This window comes from Leucobacter sp. WKLB1 (assembly GCF_059696215.1).
On the sequence record NZ_AP046115.1, the window covers coordinates 2,961,290 to 2,980,090 of the forward strand.

The 18,801-nt window shown below is 67.9% G+C and carries 16 protein-coding genes; 11 read left to right on the plus strand and 5 right to left on the minus strand.

Annotated features, from left to right (window positions below; genetic code table 11):
- The first annotated feature begins 161 nt into the window (after nucleotides 1–161).
- From ACZF5Y_RS13575 to ACZF5Y_RS13610, 8 genes are all read left to right on the plus strand, one after another.
- Entirely contained in the window at nucleotides 162–1,565 is a 1,404-nt protein-coding gene (locus ACZF5Y_RS13575; RefSeq protein ID WP_497533196.1) for an MFS transporter, read from the plus strand.
- Between the two features lie 160 nt (nucleotides 1,566–1,725).
- Nucleotides 1,726–2,955 (plus strand): flavin monoamine oxidase family protein, encoded by a 1,230-nt coding sequence (locus ACZF5Y_RS13580; protein ID WP_497533197.1) that lies wholly within the window; start codon nucleotides 1,726–1,728, stop codon nucleotides 2,953–2,955.
- Nucleotides 2,956–3,309: 354 nt separating this feature from the next.
- Nucleotides 3,310–4,680, plus strand: a complete 1,371-nt coding sequence (locus tag ACZF5Y_RS13585; RefSeq protein WP_497533199.1) for an NAD(P)H-dependent oxidoreductase — start codon at nucleotides 3,310–3,312, stop codon at nucleotides 4,678–4,680.
- Between the two features lie 78 nt (nucleotides 4,681–4,758).
- Nucleotides 4,759–5,502 carry a FadR/GntR family transcriptional regulator gene (locus ACZF5Y_RS13590; protein ID WP_497533200.1) on the plus strand — a complete coding sequence of 248 codons (744 nt, stop codon included), beginning with the start codon at nucleotides 4,759–4,761 and terminating at the stop codon, nucleotides 5,500–5,502.
- A 63-nt stretch (nucleotides 5,503–5,565) separates the two neighbouring features.
- Entirely contained in the window at nucleotides 5,566–6,900 is a 1,335-nt protein-coding gene (locus tag ACZF5Y_RS13595) for an MFS transporter (RefSeq protein ID WP_497533202.1), read from the plus strand.
- Nucleotides 6,901–6,957: 57 nt separating this feature from the next.
- Nucleotides 6,958–8,277 carry a four-carbon acid sugar kinase family protein gene (locus ACZF5Y_RS13600; protein ID WP_497533204.1) on the plus strand — a complete coding sequence of 440 codons (1,320 nt, stop codon included), beginning with the start codon at nucleotides 6,958–6,960 and terminating at the stop codon, nucleotides 8,275–8,277.
- Complete coding sequence (locus ACZF5Y_RS13605) at nucleotides 8,274–9,146, plus strand: class II fructose-bisphosphate aldolase (protein ID WP_497533206.1); 873 nt, start codon at nucleotides 8,274–8,276, stop codon at nucleotides 9,144–9,146. Before ACZF5Y_RS13600 ends, ACZF5Y_RS13605 begins: the two co-directional genes overlap by 4 nt.
- 1 nt (nucleotide 9,147) lies before the next feature.
- The gene (locus tag ACZF5Y_RS13610; RefSeq protein WP_497533207.1) at nucleotides 9,148–9,456 is read left to right on the plus strand and encodes a putative quinol monooxygenase; all 309 of its coding nucleotides are present in this window, start codon (nucleotides 9,148–9,150) and stop codon (nucleotides 9,454–9,456) included.
- Between the two features lie 12 nt (nucleotides 9,457–9,468).
- Here ACZF5Y_RS13610 and ACZF5Y_RS13615 read toward each other — a convergent pair whose 3' ends face one another.
- Nucleotides 9,469–9,702 (minus strand): DUF8730 family Cys-rich protein, encoded by a 234-nt coding sequence (locus ACZF5Y_RS13615; protein ID WP_497533209.1) that lies wholly within the window; start codon nucleotides 9,700–9,702, stop codon nucleotides 9,469–9,471.
- Between ACZF5Y_RS13615 and ACZF5Y_RS13620 the strand changes: the two genes are divergently transcribed.
- A complete protein-coding gene (locus ACZF5Y_RS13620) occupies nucleotides 9,701–11,557 on the plus strand; it encodes a phospho-sugar mutase (RefSeq protein WP_497533211.1) in 1,857 nt (618 codons plus the stop codon). The two genes, ACZF5Y_RS13615 and ACZF5Y_RS13620, sit on opposite strands and share 2 nt — an antisense overlap.
- Entirely contained in the window at nucleotides 11,554–12,498 is a 945-nt protein-coding gene (locus ACZF5Y_RS13625) for an ADP-dependent NAD(P)H-hydrate dehydratase (RefSeq protein WP_497533213.1), read from the plus strand. Before ACZF5Y_RS13620 ends, ACZF5Y_RS13625 begins: the two co-directional genes overlap by 4 nt.
- Before the next feature lie 33 nt (nucleotides 12,499–12,531).
- Here the strand turns inward: ACZF5Y_RS13625 and ACZF5Y_RS13630 are convergent, their stop codons facing one another.
- Nucleotides 12,532–13,851 carry a thymidine phosphorylase gene (locus tag ACZF5Y_RS13630; protein WP_497533214.1) on the minus strand — a complete coding sequence of 440 codons (1,320 nt, stop codon included), beginning with the start codon at nucleotides 13,849–13,851 and terminating at the stop codon, nucleotides 12,532–12,534.
- A gap of 334 nt (nucleotides 13,852–14,185) precedes the next feature.
- Between ACZF5Y_RS13630 and ACZF5Y_RS13635 the strand changes: the two genes are divergently transcribed.
- A complete protein-coding gene (locus ACZF5Y_RS13635; RefSeq protein ID WP_497533215.1) occupies nucleotides 14,186–16,393 on the plus strand; it encodes a sigma-70 family RNA polymerase sigma factor in 2,208 nt (735 codons plus the stop codon).
- Between the two features lie 18 nt (nucleotides 16,394–16,411).
- On the opposite strand, the gene ACZF5Y_RS13640 is transcribed toward ACZF5Y_RS13635, so the two are convergent.
- The 3 genes from ACZF5Y_RS13640 to ACZF5Y_RS13650 form a co-directional block, all read right to left on the minus strand.
- A complete protein-coding gene (locus ACZF5Y_RS13640; RefSeq protein ID WP_497533217.1) occupies nucleotides 16,412–16,921 on the minus strand; it encodes a GNAT family N-acetyltransferase in 510 nt (169 codons plus the stop codon).
- Nucleotides 16,922–16,997: 76 nt separating this feature from the next.
- Nucleotides 16,998–17,990, minus strand: a complete 993-nt coding sequence (locus tag ACZF5Y_RS13645) for a YihY/virulence factor BrkB family protein (RefSeq protein WP_497533218.1) — start codon at nucleotides 17,988–17,990, stop codon at nucleotides 16,998–17,000.
- Nucleotides 17,991–18,027: 37 nt separating this feature from the next.
- The gene (locus ACZF5Y_RS13650) at nucleotides 18,028–18,801 is read right to left on the minus strand and encodes a succinate dehydrogenase iron-sulfur subunit (protein ID WP_497533219.1); all 774 of its coding nucleotides are present in this window, start codon (nucleotides 18,799–18,801) and stop codon (nucleotides 18,028–18,030) included.

The following is an 18,801-nucleotide window of genomic DNA, read 5'->3' on the forward strand; positions in this document are numbered from 1 at the left end:
TGATGCAAACGTGATGCGGCGGGACCCCCAGATGTGAATTCGACGTGAATCGCGCGTATCATGGCGTGGTCTGCCACAAGCACACACGCCCGACGTCGCGCACTGAGCCTGATCCGGGACTGAGCTGCACGCACTTACGCAATCGCTCTGAAAGCCATACCGTGTCAGCCACCACTTCTTCTGCCCCGACCCAGCCGCGCAATACGCCGGCGCGCGTCATTCTCGCGAGCCTCGTCGGCACGACGATCGAGTTCTACGACTTCTACGTCTACGCGACCGCCGCCGTACTCGTGTTCCCGCACCTCTTCTTCCCGACCGGCAACGAGACGACGGCACTGCTCGCCTCGTTCGCGACCTTCGGCGCCGCCATGCTCGCGCGCCCCGTCGGCGCCATCTTCTTCGGGCACCTCGGCGACCGGCTCGGCCGCAAGACAACCTTGGTCGCCTCGCTCATCACCATGGGCATTGCGACCTTCGCCATCGGCATTCTCCCCACCCACGCGCAGGTCGGGGCCTGGGCCGCAGCCCTGCTGCTGATCATGCGTCTCGCACAGGGGTTCGCCCTGGGCGGCGAGTGGTCGGGCGCCGCCCTCGTGGCGACCGAGAACGCCCCTGAGGGCAAGCGTGCCTGGTACGGCACCTTCCCGCAGCTCGGTGCCCCCATCGGCTTCATCATCGCGAACATGCTGTTCTTCGTGATCAATCACCTGCTCGCCGACCCGGCAAACCCCGGCCAGCCCTCGACCGCATTCCTTGAGTGGGGCTGGCGAATCCCGTTCCTGTTCTCCGCCGTCATGGTGATCGTGGGCCTCTGGGTGCGCCTGAAGCTCGTCGAATCGAAGGCATTCGAGCAGGCGAAGCAGACGGGCGAGGTCAAGCGCATGCCGATCGCCACCGCGTTCCGCTTCCACTGGAAGGGCCTGATCCTCGGCACCTTTGCGATGCTCGCGACCTACGTGCTCTTCTACCTCATGACCTCGTTCACGCTGACCTACGGCACCCGCCCAGGCGCCGAAGCCGCCCAGAAGGCAGCCGAGGCAGCCGGTACGCCCTTCGACGCTGCGAGCTACGTGCCGGGCCTCGGCTACACCTACAACGAGTTCATCCTGATGCTCGTCTTCGGCGTGATCTTCTTCGGCATCTTCACGCTCGTCTCCGGGCCCTTCGCCGATCGCTTCGGCCGACGCAAGACGCTGCTCGTGGTCACCGCCGCAATCGTGGTGTTCGGGTTCACGTTCGTGCCACTGCTCGGTGGCGGCAGCACCCCGCTCGTCATGTTCTTCCTGGCACTCGGCTTCACCCTCATGGGGCTCACCTTCGGGCCGATGGGCGCGTTCCTGCCCGAGATGTTCCCGACCAACGTGCGCTACACCGGTTCGGCCGTCGCCTACAACGTGTCGTCGATTCTCGGCGCCGCCCTCGCACCCATCGTCGCCGTGTGGCTGTGGGGGCTCGCAGACGGCAGCCCGCTGCTCGTCGGCATCTACCTCTCAGCGGCAGCGCTGGTGACGTTCGTGTCACTGCTCCTCACCCGCGAGACCAAGGGCGTCGACATCGAGGCCTGATCTCACCGCCCCGCACGAGCGAGAACGCCCGCGGAGCCGCCGAACCGGTGGCCCCGCGGGCGTTCGTCATTGCGGATGCAGAACGCCGACTGTACAGTGAGCCGCATACCACTGAACAGAACGTTCAGCGAAACGCGTCACGATTCAAGGAGGAATCGACATGCACGTCGTCGTCATCGGAGCCGGCCTGGCAGGCCTCACCGCTGCCTGGGAACTCGAGAAGTCGGGGCACCGGTGCACAGTGCTCGAGGCACGCGACCGGGTCGGGGGCCGTACCTGGTCCGAGCGGCTCGGCAACGGCGAGATCACCGAACGCGGCGGCGAGTACATCTTTCCGACCGAATTTCCCATCAGGCGACTGGCCGCAGAAGTCGGGGTTCCGATCCTCTCCCACAACGTGCGCTACGGTCGGCGCACCGTCAACGGCCTCATCATCGACTTCGCCGAGCTCGGCAGCACCACCGCGCGCATTACCGCCACCCTGCAGCGCATGCTCGCCGATGGAGAAGAGCGGGTATCACTGGAGCGCGCATTCGCGGAGGCGCTCGGGAACGAGTATCGACTCGACCCGGTCTACCGCCGAACAACGACCTCCGCCGCCGCCGACCCCTCGCGCGTGAGCGCCGAAGCCGTGCTGCTGCACGAGTCATCGACGGTCGACGGCTACATCGAAGACGGGGGCCGCTTGTTCGGCGGCAACCAATCGCTGGCGATCGAGCTGGCGCGTCGACTCGGAGATCGCGTGCGCCGCGAGCACCCCATCACGGGCGTGGAACAGTCGGCTTCGGGCGTGCAGGTGCACCTCGCCGACGGGTCCCGCCTCGACGGCGACGCAGCGGTCATCGCCGTTCCGCTCCCCATACTTCGCACGCTCGATCTCGGCTTCGCGCTCCCCGCAGACCAGCAGACAGCGCTCGACCATCGATTCATGGGCGTGGCCGCGAAACTCGGCGTGCCGTTGTCGCGCGTCGATGACGACATCGCGCTTCAAAACCCCGACCACACCTGGTGGTCCTGGCGATCCCTCTCGCAAGACGGAGAGCACCGCATCAACGCGCTCTCGTCGTTCGCGGGCGGCCCGTTCGCGCTCGATGCGCTCGATGTCGAGCACGGGCCGCAGGGATGGACCGCGGCGCTCCGCAGCATGCGCCCCGAGCTCGAGATCGACGGAGATGTGCTCTTGACCACCTTGGCCGACGACCCGTGGACGCAGGGCTCATACACCGCGCCCGGCCTGGACTGGAGCGAAGACGACGCGCGCGTCTTCGAACAAGCCGCCGGCCGCGTCGCCATCGCCGGCGAGCACACCGGCCTCGCGCAATCGCTCTCGGGCGCGGTCGCGTCGGGGTATCGCGCGGCAACCGCATTGAGCGTCGTGCTCGCCGAATAGTTCGGCCGAGACACTCCGGGCCCGGAGCACCGCATCAGGTGCACCGGGCCCGTTTTCGTGTCTGCGCAGACCTCCACTCCGCACAACACCGGGGGCTTCATCACCTCCCCGCGACCACATATGTTCGGACATTGGCAAGATCCGTTCGCTTCGCACACCCCCGGACAACTTTTGCGAGAGATCCGCGTCTTTCTGCCGGAAACGCATTCGCAACACTTTCGACATCTTGCTGATGGTCAGACCATCACCTAACATCAGTGATCGATGGTTTGACCATTGACCAACGAGCGATCGAGACGACTTTTCCGCCTCATCGAACAGCATTTCGCTTCGGCGACGGTAAGGAGTCCAACGATGAATCTCTTCAGCCTCATGCAGCAGCGCACCGCTGCATCCGGACCCGTTCGGGTCGGCGTCATCGGCGCCGGCAAGTTCGCATCCATGTTCCTCACGCAGGCCGTGGGCTCCCCCACAATCCACGTGGTCGGCGTCGCCGACATCAACGTCCCCAAGGCGAAGGCAGCGCTCGATCGCACCGGCTGGCCCGCTGAGCGCTACGCCGCAGCGTCGCTCGACGAGGCCGTGCGCACTGGCGGCACCGCCGTCATCGATGATTCGACGGCGCTCATTACCCACCCAGCCGTCGAGGTCATCCTCGAGATCACCGGCAACCCGCTCGTCGGCACCTACCACGCCGTCACCGCGATCGACCACGGCAAGCACGTCGTCATGGTCAACGTGGAGGCCGACTGCATGGTGGGGCCGATCCTGCAGCGCCGCGCGCAGGAGAAGGGCGTCATCTACTCGATGGCGTACGGCGACCAGCCCGCGCTGATCTGCGAGCTCGTCGACTGGTGCCGCATGGTGGGCTTCGACGTCGTTGCTGCCGGCAAGGGCACCAAGTACCTCCCCGAGTACAACTACTCCACCCCCGACACCGTGTGGGACTACTACGGCTTCACCGACGAGCAGCTCGCGTCGGGCGACTACAACCCGAAGATGTTCAACTCGTTCCTCGACGGCACGAAGTCGGCGATTGAAATGGCCGCCGTCGCCAACGGTACCGGTCTGCTGCCGCAGGAAGAGGGCCTGCTCTTCCCCGCCGCCAGCAAGGATGATCTGCCCACGGTCTTCCGCGAGCAGGCGCTCGGAGGCTCGCTGAGCCGCCGCGGCACGGTTGAAATCGCATCGAGCATGTACCGCGACGGCACCGAGGTCCCCGACAACCTGCGTTGGGGCGTCTACGTCACCTTCGAGGCGGTCACCGACTACGCCGTGCAGTGCTTCGCCGAGTACGGCGTGCACACCGATGCCACCGGTCGCTACGGCTCGCTCTACCGCCCGTACCACATGATCGGACTGGAGCTCGGCGTCTCGATCGCCGCTGCGGTGACTCGCGGCGAGGCCACCGGCGCACCGACGGGCTTCCGCGGCGACGTGGTCACGACTGCGAAGAAGGATCTGCGCGCTGGCGAGACGCTCGACGGCGAGGGCGGCTACACCGTCTTCGGCAAGCTCGCTCCCGCATCGAAGTCGCTGGAGCACCACGCGCTGCCCCTCGGCCTCGCGCACGGCGCGAAGCTCATCCGCGATGTCCCCAAGGACGCGATCGTGTCGTGGAACGACGTCGAGCTCGACGAGTCTCAGTTCGCAGTGCAGATCCGTCGCCAGCTCGAAACCGAGTTCCGCGCCGAGCACGCCGCACTGAACACCGCTGCGAACTAGTCGCGATCCGAGCGTTGACTACGATGGGTTCGCGAACGGTTGCCACTTTCGGCAACCAGGAATCGAAGGAGTCCCTGCGTGGCCGACGCGAACGATGGATGGGAACCAGTTCAGCGCATCCGCACCTACGAACAGGTCATGGGCCAGATCGAGGAGCGAATCCTCGACGGGAGACTGAAGGCAGGAGACCGGCTCCCCAGCGAGCGGGAGCTGGCCTCCTCCCTGGGGGTCTCTCGGCCGTCGCTGCGGGAGTCGCTCCGAGTGCTCGAAGCGCTCGGGGTCGTCGACATCCGCCGCGGTGGAGCCGACGGGGGTGCGGTGCTCGAGGGCTCGCCGGGCGGTGGCCTGGTGAACCTCCTCAAGCTGGAGATCGCGCTCGCGCATTTCAGCTGGCAAGAGATTCTCGAGACCCGCATGACTCTCGAGTCATGGAGCGTGGAGGAAGCCGCCTATCGCGCCGAAGACGCTGACCTCAACGAGCTCGCCGCGATCCTCGACCAGATGGACAGCAGCGACATCGATTCGGCTGAATTCAACCGGCTCGATGCCCTATTCCATCTGAGAATCGCCCAGTCCGCGGGCAACCGCCTCACCGCTCACTTCATGGGCTCGCTGAGATCGGCCATCCACCTCCAGATGGTCGAGGTCTACGCGCAACTCGAAGATTGGCGGCACACCGCCAAGACGGTCCGGTCGGAGCACCGGGCCATCCTCCAGGCCATCACCGATCGTGACGCGAACGGGGCGAAACAGCTCGTTCGCCGCCACATCGCAGATTTCTACAACTTCAACCTTCGTGACGAGGGTGCCTCCCTGACGTGAGTCAAGCGGTCGGCACCTGTACTGCACAGGAGCCGACCGGCTCACTATCAAAGGAGATACCGAATGACCGCCACCACGACCACCGCGCCAGCGCGCGATCGCGCACGCGACGGTTCGCCCGACAAGATGCGCACCGCGATCGGCAGTGCCGTCGGCACGACGATCGAGAACTACGACTTCCTGGCCTACGGCACCGCAGCCGCGCTCTACTTCAACGACGCCTTCTTCCACGCAGAAGATCCGGTCATGGGTGTGCTGCTGGCCTTCGGTACGTTCGGGATCGGCTTCGCCATGCGCCCCCTCGGCGGCCTCATCGGCGGCTACCTCGGCGACCGCATCGGCCGCAAACCGGTGCTCGTCGGCGCACTCCTGCTCATGGGCATCTCGACGGTGCTCATCGGCGTGCTGCCGACCTACGCGCAGGTGGGCCTCCTTGCGCCGATCCTCCTCACCCTCATCCGCGTCATCCAGGGCATCGCATTCGGTGCCGAATGGGGCGGCGCGATCCTGATGACCTTCGAGCACGCGCCGTGGAAGAAGCGCGGCAAGTACACCGCCATTCCCCAGGCCGGTGTGCCACTCGGTCTGCTGCTCGCGAACCTCGTCTTCCTGTGGTCGTCGACGCTCGACAGCGAGCTCGCCTGGCGTCTGCCCTTCCTGCTCTCGGCCGTGCTCATCATCGCCGGCCTCATCATCCGCGCCAAGGTCTCCGAATCCCCCGAGTTCGAAGAGGTCAAGGCCGCCGGTGAGACGGTGAAGAACCCCATCATCGAGGTCTTCCGCAAGGACTGGCGCACCGTGCTGCGCGTCATCGCGCTGCGCCTCGCCGAGTCGGGCGGCTTCTACGTCATCGTGACCTACATGCTGTCGTACCTGACGAGCGGCGATCAGCCCATTACCGAGCGCGCGATCGCGCTCACCGGCCTCATCATCGCCGCCGCGCTCGGCCTCGGCACGACGATTCTCTTCGGTGCGCTCTCCGATCGCATCGGTCGCCGTCCGGTCTACATCTTCGGCACGCTCGCGCTGATCGCGTTCGCGTTCCCGATGTTCCTCCTGGTCAACACCGGCATTCCCTACCTGATCGTCTTCGTCTACATCTTCGGTATGGCGATCGTGCACGATTCGCTCGCCGGCACCCAGGGCGCCTGGTTCTCGGAGCTCTTCAACGCGAACACCCGCACCTCCGGCGCATCGATCGGCTACCAGTTCTCGGCAGCCATCTCGGGCTTCATCCCGATGATCGCCGCGGCCATCGCCATTCCCCTCGGGTGGGGCGGCGTCGCCCTCGTCTACGCCGGTTGCGGCGTGCTCGGCCTCATCGGCGCCCTCGTCACCAAGGAGACCTGGGGCAAGCGCGAACGCGCTGAAGTCGACGCCATCATCGCGGGCAAGTAGCCCGATCCCCCTGGTGCGGAGCGGGCAGGCTCCGCACCAGGGCCCTCAGGCACGGGAATGCACCCGGCCGCTTCCGCCTCGGGCATCCCCGAGGCGGTGTTCCGCACCCCAGCAGCGAAGAAGGACCCCATGAAGACCATCGTGCTCGACGACGACCCGACCGGCACGCAGTCGGTGACCGACGCGACCGTTCTGCTGCAGAGCGACGCCGACGCCATCTTCGACGTGCTGTCGAGCGAAGACGCGGTGTACGTGCAGACCAACAGTCGCGCGCTTCCTGAGCACGAGGCGGTCGCGTTCGTCGAGCGCGTGCGCGCAGACGGACTCGCTGCGGCTGAGCGGCTCGGCGCCGAGGTGCGCTTCGTGCTGCGCGGCGACTCGACGCTGCGCGGTCACGTGTTCGCAGAGACCGAGGTGCTGCTCGACGATCGCTCGGTGATGCTCTTCGTCCCGTCGTTCCCCGATGGAGGGCGCACGACGCGCGACGGCGTGCACTACGTGCGCATCGACGGCGTCGATGTCCCCGCTCACGAGAGCGAATACGCGGCAGATCCCGTGTTCCCGTTCTCGACCGGCGTGCTCGCCGACTACGTCACCGAAAAGTCGTCACGCCCAGCAGTGGCCGCCACACTGGCCGACGTCCGTGAGGGGCGCTTCGCCGACATCCTCACGTCGGCCGCCCCCGGCTCGGTCGTCATTCCCGATGCCGTCACCAATGGCGACATCCACCTCATCGCACTGGCCACCGACGCCGCCGCCCACGCGGGAGCCCGCATCGTGGTGCGCTCGGCGTCTCCACTCGCCGCCGAGTTGGCCGGCGTAGTGAGTGCCGGGCTGCTCCCAACGCCGATCGAGCGCGAACCGGGCAACGTGCTGCTCGTCTGCGGATCGCACACCGATGGTGCGAGTGCGCAGATCGCCGGCGTGATCGACCGCTTCGGCGATCCCGCAATCGTATCGACCGAACTGGCGCTCGACGACGCCGCCACCGCCGGGCACGCAGCCGCGGCCGCGGCCGAGTCGGCGCTCGCCTCGCGCCCGCTCGCGTTCGTCATGACCGAGCGCAAGCGCTCCGCGGCGCACGGCACGCTCGATCACGGCGAGCGCGTCATGACGGCGCTGACGACCGCCGTCAGCGACCTGCAGCCGCATGTCACGACCGTGATCTCGAAGGGCGGCATCACCTCGGCTGAGGTGGCGACGAGCGGGCTGGGGGCCCGGCGCGCACGCGTGCTCGGCCAGGTGCTCCCCGGAATCTCCGTGTGGCAGATGATCGGCCGCGATGGGCGCAGCCTGCGGTATGTGGTCGTGCCGGGCAATGTCGGCGGCCCCGACGCACTGCTCGACGTGCTCGACGCGGTCGGCCTGCACGCGTGAGGGCTCGCCTCGACGCCCTCGCGCGTGCGGCGATTGCTGATCACGGAGCGCTCGGCGCCTACACCTGCTACGACCTCGCCACCGCAGATGCGATCATCGGCGGCGCCGAGCGCGCGGGCACCCCCGTCGTGCTGCTCGTGCCTCCCGTCGCCGCGGGGCGAGAGCGGGGCGCCGCGCTGATCTCCGCGCTGCGCGGCATGGCGGATGCCGCGTCGGTCGCGGTCTGCGTGCAGTTGGATCACGCGACCGACGGCGATCTGATCGCGCGGTCCGTCGCGGCGGGAGCCGACGCGGTGCTCGTCGACGGGTCCGCCCTGAGTACCGCCGAAAATGCCGCCTTCGTCACTGGGATGCGGTCACGGCTGCCGCAGCAGACCGTGATCGAGGCCGAACTCGGCGCGCTCGCCGGCGATGAAGATCGGTCGATCGAGCTGGAAGCCGATGCATCGGAGTTCACCGACCCTGCCGAGGCCGGTCGATTCGTGGCGCAGTCGGGAGCCCAGTTGCTCGCGGTGTCGATCGGAAACGTGCACGGCGCCTATCGTGGAGCACCGCGCATCGACCACGACCGTCTTGCACGCATTCGGCAGGCCACGGAGGTGCCACTGGTGCTGCACGGCGCATCCGGCATCTCGACGGCCGACCTGCGCGCCGCGGCGGCCAGAGGCGTCGGAAAGGTCAATGTCAACACTGAACTGCGCGGCCGCCTGCTCGACGCCGTGTCTGCCGGTCTCGTCCCCGCGCGCCTCGCTGGTGACGACGTCGCCAGCCTCACCGCAGCCGCAGCCGAAGCCGTCTCCGCATTCGTCGCTGATTCACTTGCCGCGTTGCGCACATCCCGTCCCATCACCCCATCAGGAGACCACTGAAATGACCGTCATCGTCACCGCAGTCTTCCACCCCACCCCGGGCCGCAAGTCGGATCTCGTCGCCGCCATGCAGCGCGGCATCGCAGCGGTGCACGAGGAATCGGGATGCGAACTCTACGCGATCCACGACGCCGAAGACGGCACCGTGACAATGCTCGAGAAATGGAGCAGCGCCGCAGAACTCGATGCGCACGCCATCGGAACGGCGATCGGCGTGCTCAATGCCGATATCGACGGGCTGCTCGCGCGCCCCGTCGTCGTCACGCGCATGACGGCGCTGCCGAGCGGCGGAACCGCCGGAACGCTCTGACGCGGTGAGGAGCTAGCGCTCGCAGGTGCAGCGCTGCTCTGCGGAGAACCCGGCGAGCGCCTCTTCGATGTGCAAGCCGCAGCCCTGCCACGTCACCTTGCTGCACGTCGAGCAACGGATCGGTGAGCACATGGGCGATTCCTTTCGTCGGGCACTGCGCTTCGCGGCGCCGTGCTTCCATTTTCGCACGCGGAGCAGAGTGGTAGCTTGAACTCGGTATGCACCGGGTGAAGGGAGACTCCGCATGAGGCAGTCGGGGGCAGGATCGCGGCGCCGCGAGGCGCGTGAGGCCGAGGGCGCGACGCGCTCGTCGAGCGAGACGAACGCCGCACTCGAGGCGCTGATCGCCGAGGCGACGACCTGGGCGCAGCACGACATCGATGCGGGCACGCGAGCCGAGGCGCGCGGCCTCGTGGAGCGCGCCTCCGCCGGGTCGGCCGAGGCCGCCGCCGAGCTCGAAGCGGCGTTCGGCGGTCGGCTCGCGTTCGGCACCGCCGGGCTCCGCGGTCGTCTCGGCGCCGGCCCCAAGCGCATGAACCGTGTCGTCGTCTCGCAGACGAGCGCGGGGTTTGCCGCGTATCTTCGCGATGCGGCGGCTCGACGCGGCTCGACCGACGCGCCCTCCGTAGTGATCGGGTACGACGGCCGCGTGGGCTCCGCGATCTTCGCGCGCGATGCCGCAGAGATCATGAGCGGCGCGGGCCTGCAGGTGTATCTGCTGCCCGAGGCCGGTCCAACGCCGCTCACCGCGTTCGCGGTGCGGCACCTCGATGTCTCGGCGGGCATCATGATCACCGCGAGCCACAACCCGCCGCGCGACAACGGCTACAAGGTGTATCTCGGTGATGACGACGCCGGATCGCAGATCGTGCCTCCAACCGACGCCGCGATCGCTGCGCATATCGATCGCATCGCGCAGACACCCGTCGGTGAGCTGCCGCGATCACTCGGATTCTCGACGCTGGGGTCGGGCGTCGCCGACGCCTACGTCTCGGAGATCGCCGCCGCGGTGCTCGCCGGGCTGCCTCAGCGCCCGGACGCTCCGGGTATCGCCCTGGGCTCTGACACTGATCTGCGCATCGTCTACACGGCGATGCACGGCGTCGGCGCCGCCGTCGCCCAGCGGGTCTTCAACGCGACCGGTCTCCCCCGCGTCATCCCGGTGATCGAGCAATTGCACCCCGACGGCGCATTTCCGACCGTCGACTTCCCGAACCCCGAAGAGCCGGGCGCGCTCGATTTGGCGACGCGCACGGCACGTGCAGCTCGAGCCGATCTCATCGTCGCGCACGACCCCGACGCCGACCGCCTGGCGATCGCCGCACCGCATTCGGACGATCCTTCTGGCTACCGCATGCTGACAGGCAATGAGCTCGGGCTGCTGCTCGGGTGGCGGGCGGCCGAGCGTGCCACCACCTCGGCCGCGCAGCTGGGAACGACGGCGCAGGGCGCGCTCGCGTGCACGATCGTGTCGTCGCCCGCACTGCGCGCGGTCGCCCAGGCGTACGGGCTCACCTACGCCGAGACGCTGTCCGGGTTCAAATGGGTCTCCCGCGTACCGGGGCTGATCTTCGGATTCGAAGAGGCGCTCGGCTATCTCACCCACCCGCGCACGGTGCGCGACAAAGACGGGATCTCGGCGAGTGCCGACGCGATCGCGATGGCGCGCGAGCTCGCCGCCGCGGGTCGCACGATCTGGGACTTGCTCGACGATGCCAGCGAGCGCTTCGGGCACTTCGCCAGCGGGCAGGTCACCCTCCGGCTGCCGTCGATGCCTGCGGCTTCCTCGCTCACCGCGCGCATCCGGCAGCACCCGCCGACGGACTTTGGCGGCGTCGCCGTCACTGCGGCGCACGACCTCCTCACCCCGGGCGCGGCTGAGATTCCCGCCGACGTGCTCCGCTACGACCTCGCCGACGGCTCGCGCGTCATGATCAGGCCGAGCGGCACGGAGCCGAAGCTCAAGGTGTATCTCGACACGTTCAACGAGACCGGTACCGCACGCGAACGCCGCGACGCCGCCGAACGATCGCTCGCATCGCTCGAGGTCGCGGTGCGCGAACTGCTTGAGCAGTTGCAGTCGGAGCCGGCCGGGTCATGATCGACCGCTGGGCCGACGCCGACGCAGCGGCACTGCTGCGTTCGCCCGGCCCGAGTGACGACAAATACCGCCGCGGCGTGCTGGGGATGCGCACGGGTGGCGCGCAGTATCCGGGTGCAGCGGTGCTCGGAGTTTCTGCCGCCTGGCGAGCCGGGGCGGGCATGGTGCGCTACGTGCCACCCGTCGATGAACAACCCGCTCCCTGGGGTCTGCCGTCGCCTATGGCCGCCGTGCTCACTGCACACCCCGAAACCGTGTTCGGTGCGCCGACCGGCCGATCGTGCGACGCGTGGGTGATCGGGTCGGGCACCGATGCGCACACTCGGTCGGCCACGGAAGACGACGACTTGCGTTCCCTGCTCGGTGGGGATGCGCCGCTCGTCGTCGACGCCGGCGCGCTCGACCTCGTGCCCGGTCTCATGCCCGACGCGCGGGGTGCTCACGCTGCGGCGATCCTGACCCCGCACGGGGGCGAATTCGAGCGTCTCTGGCGCGCGAGCGACCTGGGAGCACTGCCCGATGCGTGGGACGCGCGCGGGCTCGACCCCGAGCTGCGCGGCACACTTGCCGCGCAGCTCGCCTCCGCACTCCGGGCGACCGTGCTGCTCAAAGGGTCGGTGACGATCTGCGCGACCCCGGGCGGCTGGGTGCGTCGCGCCGGCCCCGCCACCCCATGGCTCGCCGCGGCGGGTACCGGAGATGTGCTCGCGGGCGCGCTCGGAGCCCTGGTCGCGGGTCACGCATCAGCCGTGCGTGCGAACCCCGAGTTGTTGGGGCCGGTCGGCGCCACCGCCGCACTGCTCCACGATCGCGCTGCGCGTATCGCCGCGTCTGATCGAGGCGAACCGGGGGCCGGTGCGGGGCGGCCCGTCACCGCCTCAGATGTCGCGGCGGCACTCCCGACTGCGTGGGCAGAACTCGCGCACGCGCAAAGCCGCTGACGACCCGCGCCGCGCGCCATCCGGAGGAGCGCGTCAGTCGTCGATGGCGATGCGGCCGGCGATGAGCGGGCGCACCGGTGGCGCCGAAGCACCGAGTTCGACCGCGGCACCGAGCGATTCGAGCCCGCGCGCCAGGCGCGCCGCATTGTCGCAGGCGGCGATGAACAGCGGGTCGCCGGCGCTCACTCGGTCGCCGGGGCGCACGAGCACTTCGACGCCGGCCGCGTGGTCGACCGGATCGCCAGGACGAGCGCGCCCGGCACCGAGGCGCCACGCACCGACCCCGACCGCACGCGCGTCAACGCGCTGCACCACCCCGTCTGCCTCCGCGCGAACGATGTGCTGCTCGTGCGCTGCGGGCAACGCCGCATCGGGGTCGCCGCCTTGGCCGGCAATGAGTGCGCGCCACGCATCCATCGCTCGGCCGTCGGCAAGGGCCGGCGCCGGGTCGACATCGGGCATCCCCGCGAGGTCGAGCATTTCGCGCGCCAGCGCCAGCGTGAGTTCGACCACATCAGCCGGCCCACCGCCCGCGAGCACCTCGACCGACTCGCGCACCTCGTTCGCATTGCCGACGGCCCGGCCGAGCGGGGTATCCATGTCGGTGAGTAGCGCCACGGTACGCAACCCGGAGTCTTCACCGAGCCGCACCATGGTCGTTGCTAATTCGCGTGCGTCAGCCACGTCCGGAAGAAACGCACCCGAACCGAACTTCACGTCGAGCACCAGCCCGCCGGCCCCCTCAGCGATCTTCTTGCTCATGATCGAAGATGCGATCAGCGGCACCGCCGCGACGGTGCCAGTGACGTCACGCAGGGCGTACATCTTGCGATCCGCCGGCGCCAGCCCCGAGCCCGCAGCACAGATCACGCCTCCGACCTCCGTCAGCATCCGAAGCATCTCTTCGTTCGAGAGCGCTGCCTGCCAGCCGGCAATCGATTCGAGCTTGTCGAGGGTACCGCCCGTATGCCCCAGCCCGCGGCCCGAGAGCTGCGGCACGGCCACCCCGAGCGACGCGAGCAGCGGCACCAGCGGCAGCGTGATCTTGTCGCCGACACCGCCCGTCGAATGCTTGTCGATCGCGGGTCGGTCGAGACCCGTGAAGTCCATGCGCTCACCGCTCGCGATCATGGCGGCCGTCAGCGAACGAATCTCATCGCGCTCCATGCCCTGAATCATGATGGCCATCAGCAGCGCGCTCATCTGCTCTGGCGCGACAACTCCGCGCGTGAACGCATCGACCAGCCAGTCGATCTCGTCGGTCGCGAGGGCTCGACCGAAGCGCTTCGCGGTGATCAGGTCGACAACGTCGTGCGGCTCCACCGCACGCTGAGCAGAGACGAGTTCAGTCATGTTTCCAGCGTAATCGCGAGGCCCGACGACGCGCCCGAGGTCGTTGCGACGCGATGCCCCGCAACGACCCACCACTCCCCCGAGTAATCGAGCCCGGTTCCCGCACTGGGGTATGGGGGGGACAGGCAGGAACCGAGCTCGCAAGTAACACGTCGAACGGCACGAAACGTGACGCACGCATACGAAACTTTTTTGGAGGATTCTGCAGCGCCATGTGGAACACACAGAAAGAGCGCATACTAGAGAGCGGGGGTTCGTCGCGCATGGGGCGCGGCGATATGGAGCAGCGCGTCACACGCGCGCTTCGACAGGGGATGAACAGCGAAGGACCCCGATGCCCCGATCAGCGCACACTGGTCGCTCCGATGCGGAGCTGCTCGACGCGACACGCTCCGGCGATACCTCGGCATTCTCTGTGCTCTGGGAACGGCACAGCCGCGCCGGGCTCGTTGCCGCCCGTCACCTGGGCAACCCCACGAATGCCGACGACGTCGTTTCGGAAGCGTACCTCCGCATCATGGAGCTCACGCTCGACGGGCGCGGCCCTCGCGGTTCCTTCCGCCCCTACCTGTATCGCACCATCCAGTCGATCGCCGTCGACCACTGGCGGCGCCCCGAAGACGCCGCCGAAAACCTCGACGTCATTCCCGATCTCACGGAAGCCGGCCCGTGGGAAGACGGGGCATTCGATCGCAATGCCGCTGCACGCGCGTTCGCGTCACTCTCGGAGCGCTGGCAATCGGTACTCTGGTACACCGAGGTGGAAGGGTTGCCGCCTCGCGAAGCGGCAAAACTGATCGGCATCTCACCCAACGGCGTCTCCGCGCTCGCCAAGCGGGCTCGCGAGGCGCTCCAGTCAGCTTGGGTCGACGAGCACATCAACCGCGAGCTCGCTGAGGCGGCCTGCCAATCAACGCTCGCGCATCTCCAGCGCTACCAGCGCGGCAAGCTCACTGCCGCCCTGAGCCGCGAGGTCGAAGCGCACCTCGAGACCTGTGATGCCTGCGCAGGGGCAGCAGCGGAACTCAGCGGACTCAATCGCCAGCTTGCGCTCGTCTTGGCCGGGGCGGTACTGGGCGGCGGTTCCGTCGTCACGTTCTTGGGCGGTGTCGGATCAACCGCCCCCGCGAGCGCCGTCACGCTGGTCGATGGTGCCAGCGGAGTGACTCCGATCGATCCGGGTTCGGGCAGTGCCGCGGGCTCGGGATCGAGTGGGGCGGCGGGATCAGGTTCGGCGGCCGCCGGGAGCAGTGCCGGAGCAGCGGCTGCCGGAGCCGCAGGCGGGGTGCTCGGCGGGGTGTCGGGGATGGTGCTCGCCGCAGCCGTCGCGGGTGCGCTCGTGATCGGTGGCGGGGCGATCTGGATCACGAATGCCGTGCAGAGTGGATCGGTGTCGACCGAGGTCGCCGCTGCAGCGGAACCCGCAGCACCCTCGGATGCGGCTCCGAGCAGCGGCGAGTCGACGAAGTCGACGCGCGATTCCGTCGCGTCGACTCCGGCAAAGGCCGCGCAGGATCAACGCACGACGCCCGAGCCGGCAGCAGACCAGCAGCAGTCATCGCCAACACGAACCGCGGACGGTTCCGCGAGTGCGGCCGGCTCCGGAAGTGCGAGCGCGAGTGGCAACGATGCATCGGCCGCAGCGAACGCCTCAGCCGCGGCATCGGCATCGGTCGCGGCTCACGGCAGCGCTGACGGATCCGGCGCTGGTGCCGGCTCGGGTTCGGGGGCGGGTGCGGAAAGCGGCACCGGGAGTGACGCGCACAGTACCGGAAACGCACACGGCAGCGGCGCATCCGCGAGTTCCGCGGCGAACTCCTCCGCATCGTCTCGCTCGACTGCAGACACGCGGGCGAACGCTGACACCCGCGCCGAAGCGGCAGCTGCGGCCGCTGCACATGCTCGTGCGAACGCCGCATCCGACGCGAGCTCGACCGCGGCGGCGAACACGGCAGCTACGGCTGCCGCCAGCGCAGACGCGAATAGCAGGGGCGCCTCCGGGAACGACAACGCAAGCGGCGGCACTGCTGCGGACAGTTCAGGCGACGCCGGAAGCGACGGTGCCGCCGTTGACGCCGATGCCGATTCTGGCAGTGGCGTCGACGCTGATGCCGGCATCGACTCTGGCCCCGACGCCGGGGTCTCAGCGGAATCCTCCGTCGACGCGCAAGGCACCTCGGATGCATCAGGCGGAGCGGATCCAGTCGAAGAAGTCATACCTCCAGTGGTGCAGAGCTGGTCGCTGTGCGGCACTCCCGATCAGATCTGGATATCGGGTTTCTCAGCGCAATCAGGGACGATGTACACACTGCAGGAGATCTTTCCCGGGATATTCGTCACATTCTGGAATCCGTTCGTGGTGCTGGGCGACACAGGGTGGTCATCGCCCGCGCCGGTGTACACCGGGTACATTCCCTCAGATCGATCCTCGCTGATGCTCTTCGTGCAACTGCTGCACGAAGACGGCACCTGGTCAGCACGCATACCGATCGACCTCACGCAGAACGAAGCCGAGTTCGTTCCCGGCTGCCCCGTGCCCTAACGCGCGGCATCTGCGCAGTCAGGCCGAACCGAGGTCTTTCGCGTAGCAGCGACTCACCACGGCGTCATCGATGTACGGGCCGAACCGTTCTACGGCGCGCCATCCTTCGCGCTCATAGAGCGCAATCGCGTCGGGCTGCCGAAACCCGGTTTGCAGATGCACAACTCGGTAGCCCCAGGCGGCGGCGTGATCCTCCACCGCACGCAACAGGCGACTCGCGAGCCCGAGCCGTCGTCCGTGCGCGTGCACGAACACCCGCTTCACTTCGGCGACCGCCCCCGTGCGCTTCAGCGCCGCCGTACCCACCGGCTCGCCATCGCGCAGGGCGAGTACCGTAGCGATGATATCGGCGGCATCGACCAGCACGGGTGCGCGCTGCCCGATGAACTCCGCGTAACGAGGGCCGACCTCGGCGCTCATGGCCTCGTGCAGCGCCACGACTCGGGGGTCCGCCCATTCGACATCGATGAGTTCGATGCGCGGCTCACCGAACTCCGCGTTACCAGGCTGCACTGCTGACAGGGTCACACTCGCTCCTCACGATCCCGTGGAGCCCAGCGTAGGCGGAAGCGCCTTCACTCCTCGTCGCGCTCGCAACGCGACGTCACACGTCGGCCGAGTGCGCCGGCAACCCTTCCGGCGGCAGCCCGAGTTCGTGGTCGAGACCCGTGGCGATCCATGAGGACGTGAGCAGCAGGGTGCGGCAGATCAGGTTGAACCAGATCAGCAGGCCGACGAATACAGCGAACGTGGCGAGCAGCGGATTGCTCGTCGTGCCACCGATCAGCACCCCGCCCAGAATCTTCAGCCCGAGCAGCACGAGCGCGCCGAGCCCGCAGCCGACGACGAGGCGCCACCGCGGTACCCGTACCTCCGCCAAGTAGCGGTGCATTGCAATCAGCAGGATGACGTCGAACACGTAGACGGCACCGAATCGTGCGAACGTACCCAGGGTGCCGAGCAGCCACGAGTCGGATCCTGCGCCGATCCACGTGAAGAACTGGTCCGCGAGGTTCGAACTCAGCACGGCGAGCGCCGCAGACACGAGGATCGCCAGGAAAAAGATGATGGCGAGCACGAAGTCACGCAGCTTGAGCAGCACGGGGTTGCGGTACTGCCGCACCTCGAGCCCGAAGATGATGCGGATGGAGCGGCGCGTTCCGGTAAACCAGTTGAGCGCCACCCAGAGCAGCACCGCCCCCGCGATCGCACTGGCCCAATCGAGTGTGCGCGCGCTCATGAGTTCGGTGATCGGCACCACACCGACACCGTCTTCACCGACGAGGCCGGGAATGAACAGGTTGATCTGCTCGATGACCGAGTCGAGCAGCTCTGGCCGACTGCGCAGCGTGATGCCGAAGACGCCGAAGCCGAGCCACAGCGCGGCGAACACCGCGAACAACGCTTGATAGCTCATGCCGCCCGAGAGCACGACGCCGCCGACATCGGAGAAGTGCAGATAGGTGCGCACCGGCCGCAGGCGCTGCACCCACACCCAGCGCGCGCTCCATCGGCGACGCCCGCGCTCGGCTGCCCCCGAAAAGCGAGACGCCCCGCTCCCCTCCGTGATATCGGAGGAGGTGCGGGGCGTCGTCATGCAGCCACTGTATCCGAGGCGCAGGCCTCGGCGCGGATTACGCGACCTTGCCGGTGCGGATCGCGGCCTTGACCTCGGCAATCGCCTTGGTGACCTGGATGCCGCGGGGGCACGCGTCGGTGCAGTTGAAGGTGGTGCGGCAGCGCCACACGCCCTCGGTGTCGTTGAGAATATCGAGACGCACCTCGGCGTTCTCGTCGCGCGAATCGAAGATGAAGCGGTGCGCGTTGACGATGGCGGCCGGGCCGAAGTACTGGCCATCGGTCCAGAACACGGGGCAGCTCGTCGTGCACGCGGCGCACAGGATGCACTTCGTGGTGTCGTCGAATCGCTCGCGATCTTCGATCGTCTGGATGCGCTCCTTGCCGCCCTCGGGTGCTGTGCCCGAGACGAGGAAGGGCTGCACTTCACGGTAGGCCGCGAAGAAGGGCTCCATGTCGACGATGAGGTCCTTCTCGAGGGGCAGGCCCTTGATCGCCTCGACGTAGATCGGCTTCGAGATGTCGAGATCCTTGATCAGCGTCTTGCAGGCCAGGCGGTTGCGGCCGTTGATGCGCATCGCATCCGAGCCGCAGATGCCGTGCGCGCAGGAGCGGCGGAACGCGAGCGAGCCGTCTTGGTCCCACTTGATGCGGTGCAGCGCGTCAAGAATTCGGTCGGTCGGGTACATCTCGACGTCGAAGTCCTCCCAGTACGCCTCACGACCCGATTCGGGGTTGTAGCGGCGTACCAGCAGGGTGACGGTGAACGGCTTCGGCGCTTCAGGAGCGTCGGTCGTCGCGGCCTCGGCGGGTGCAGTAGCAGTGCTCAT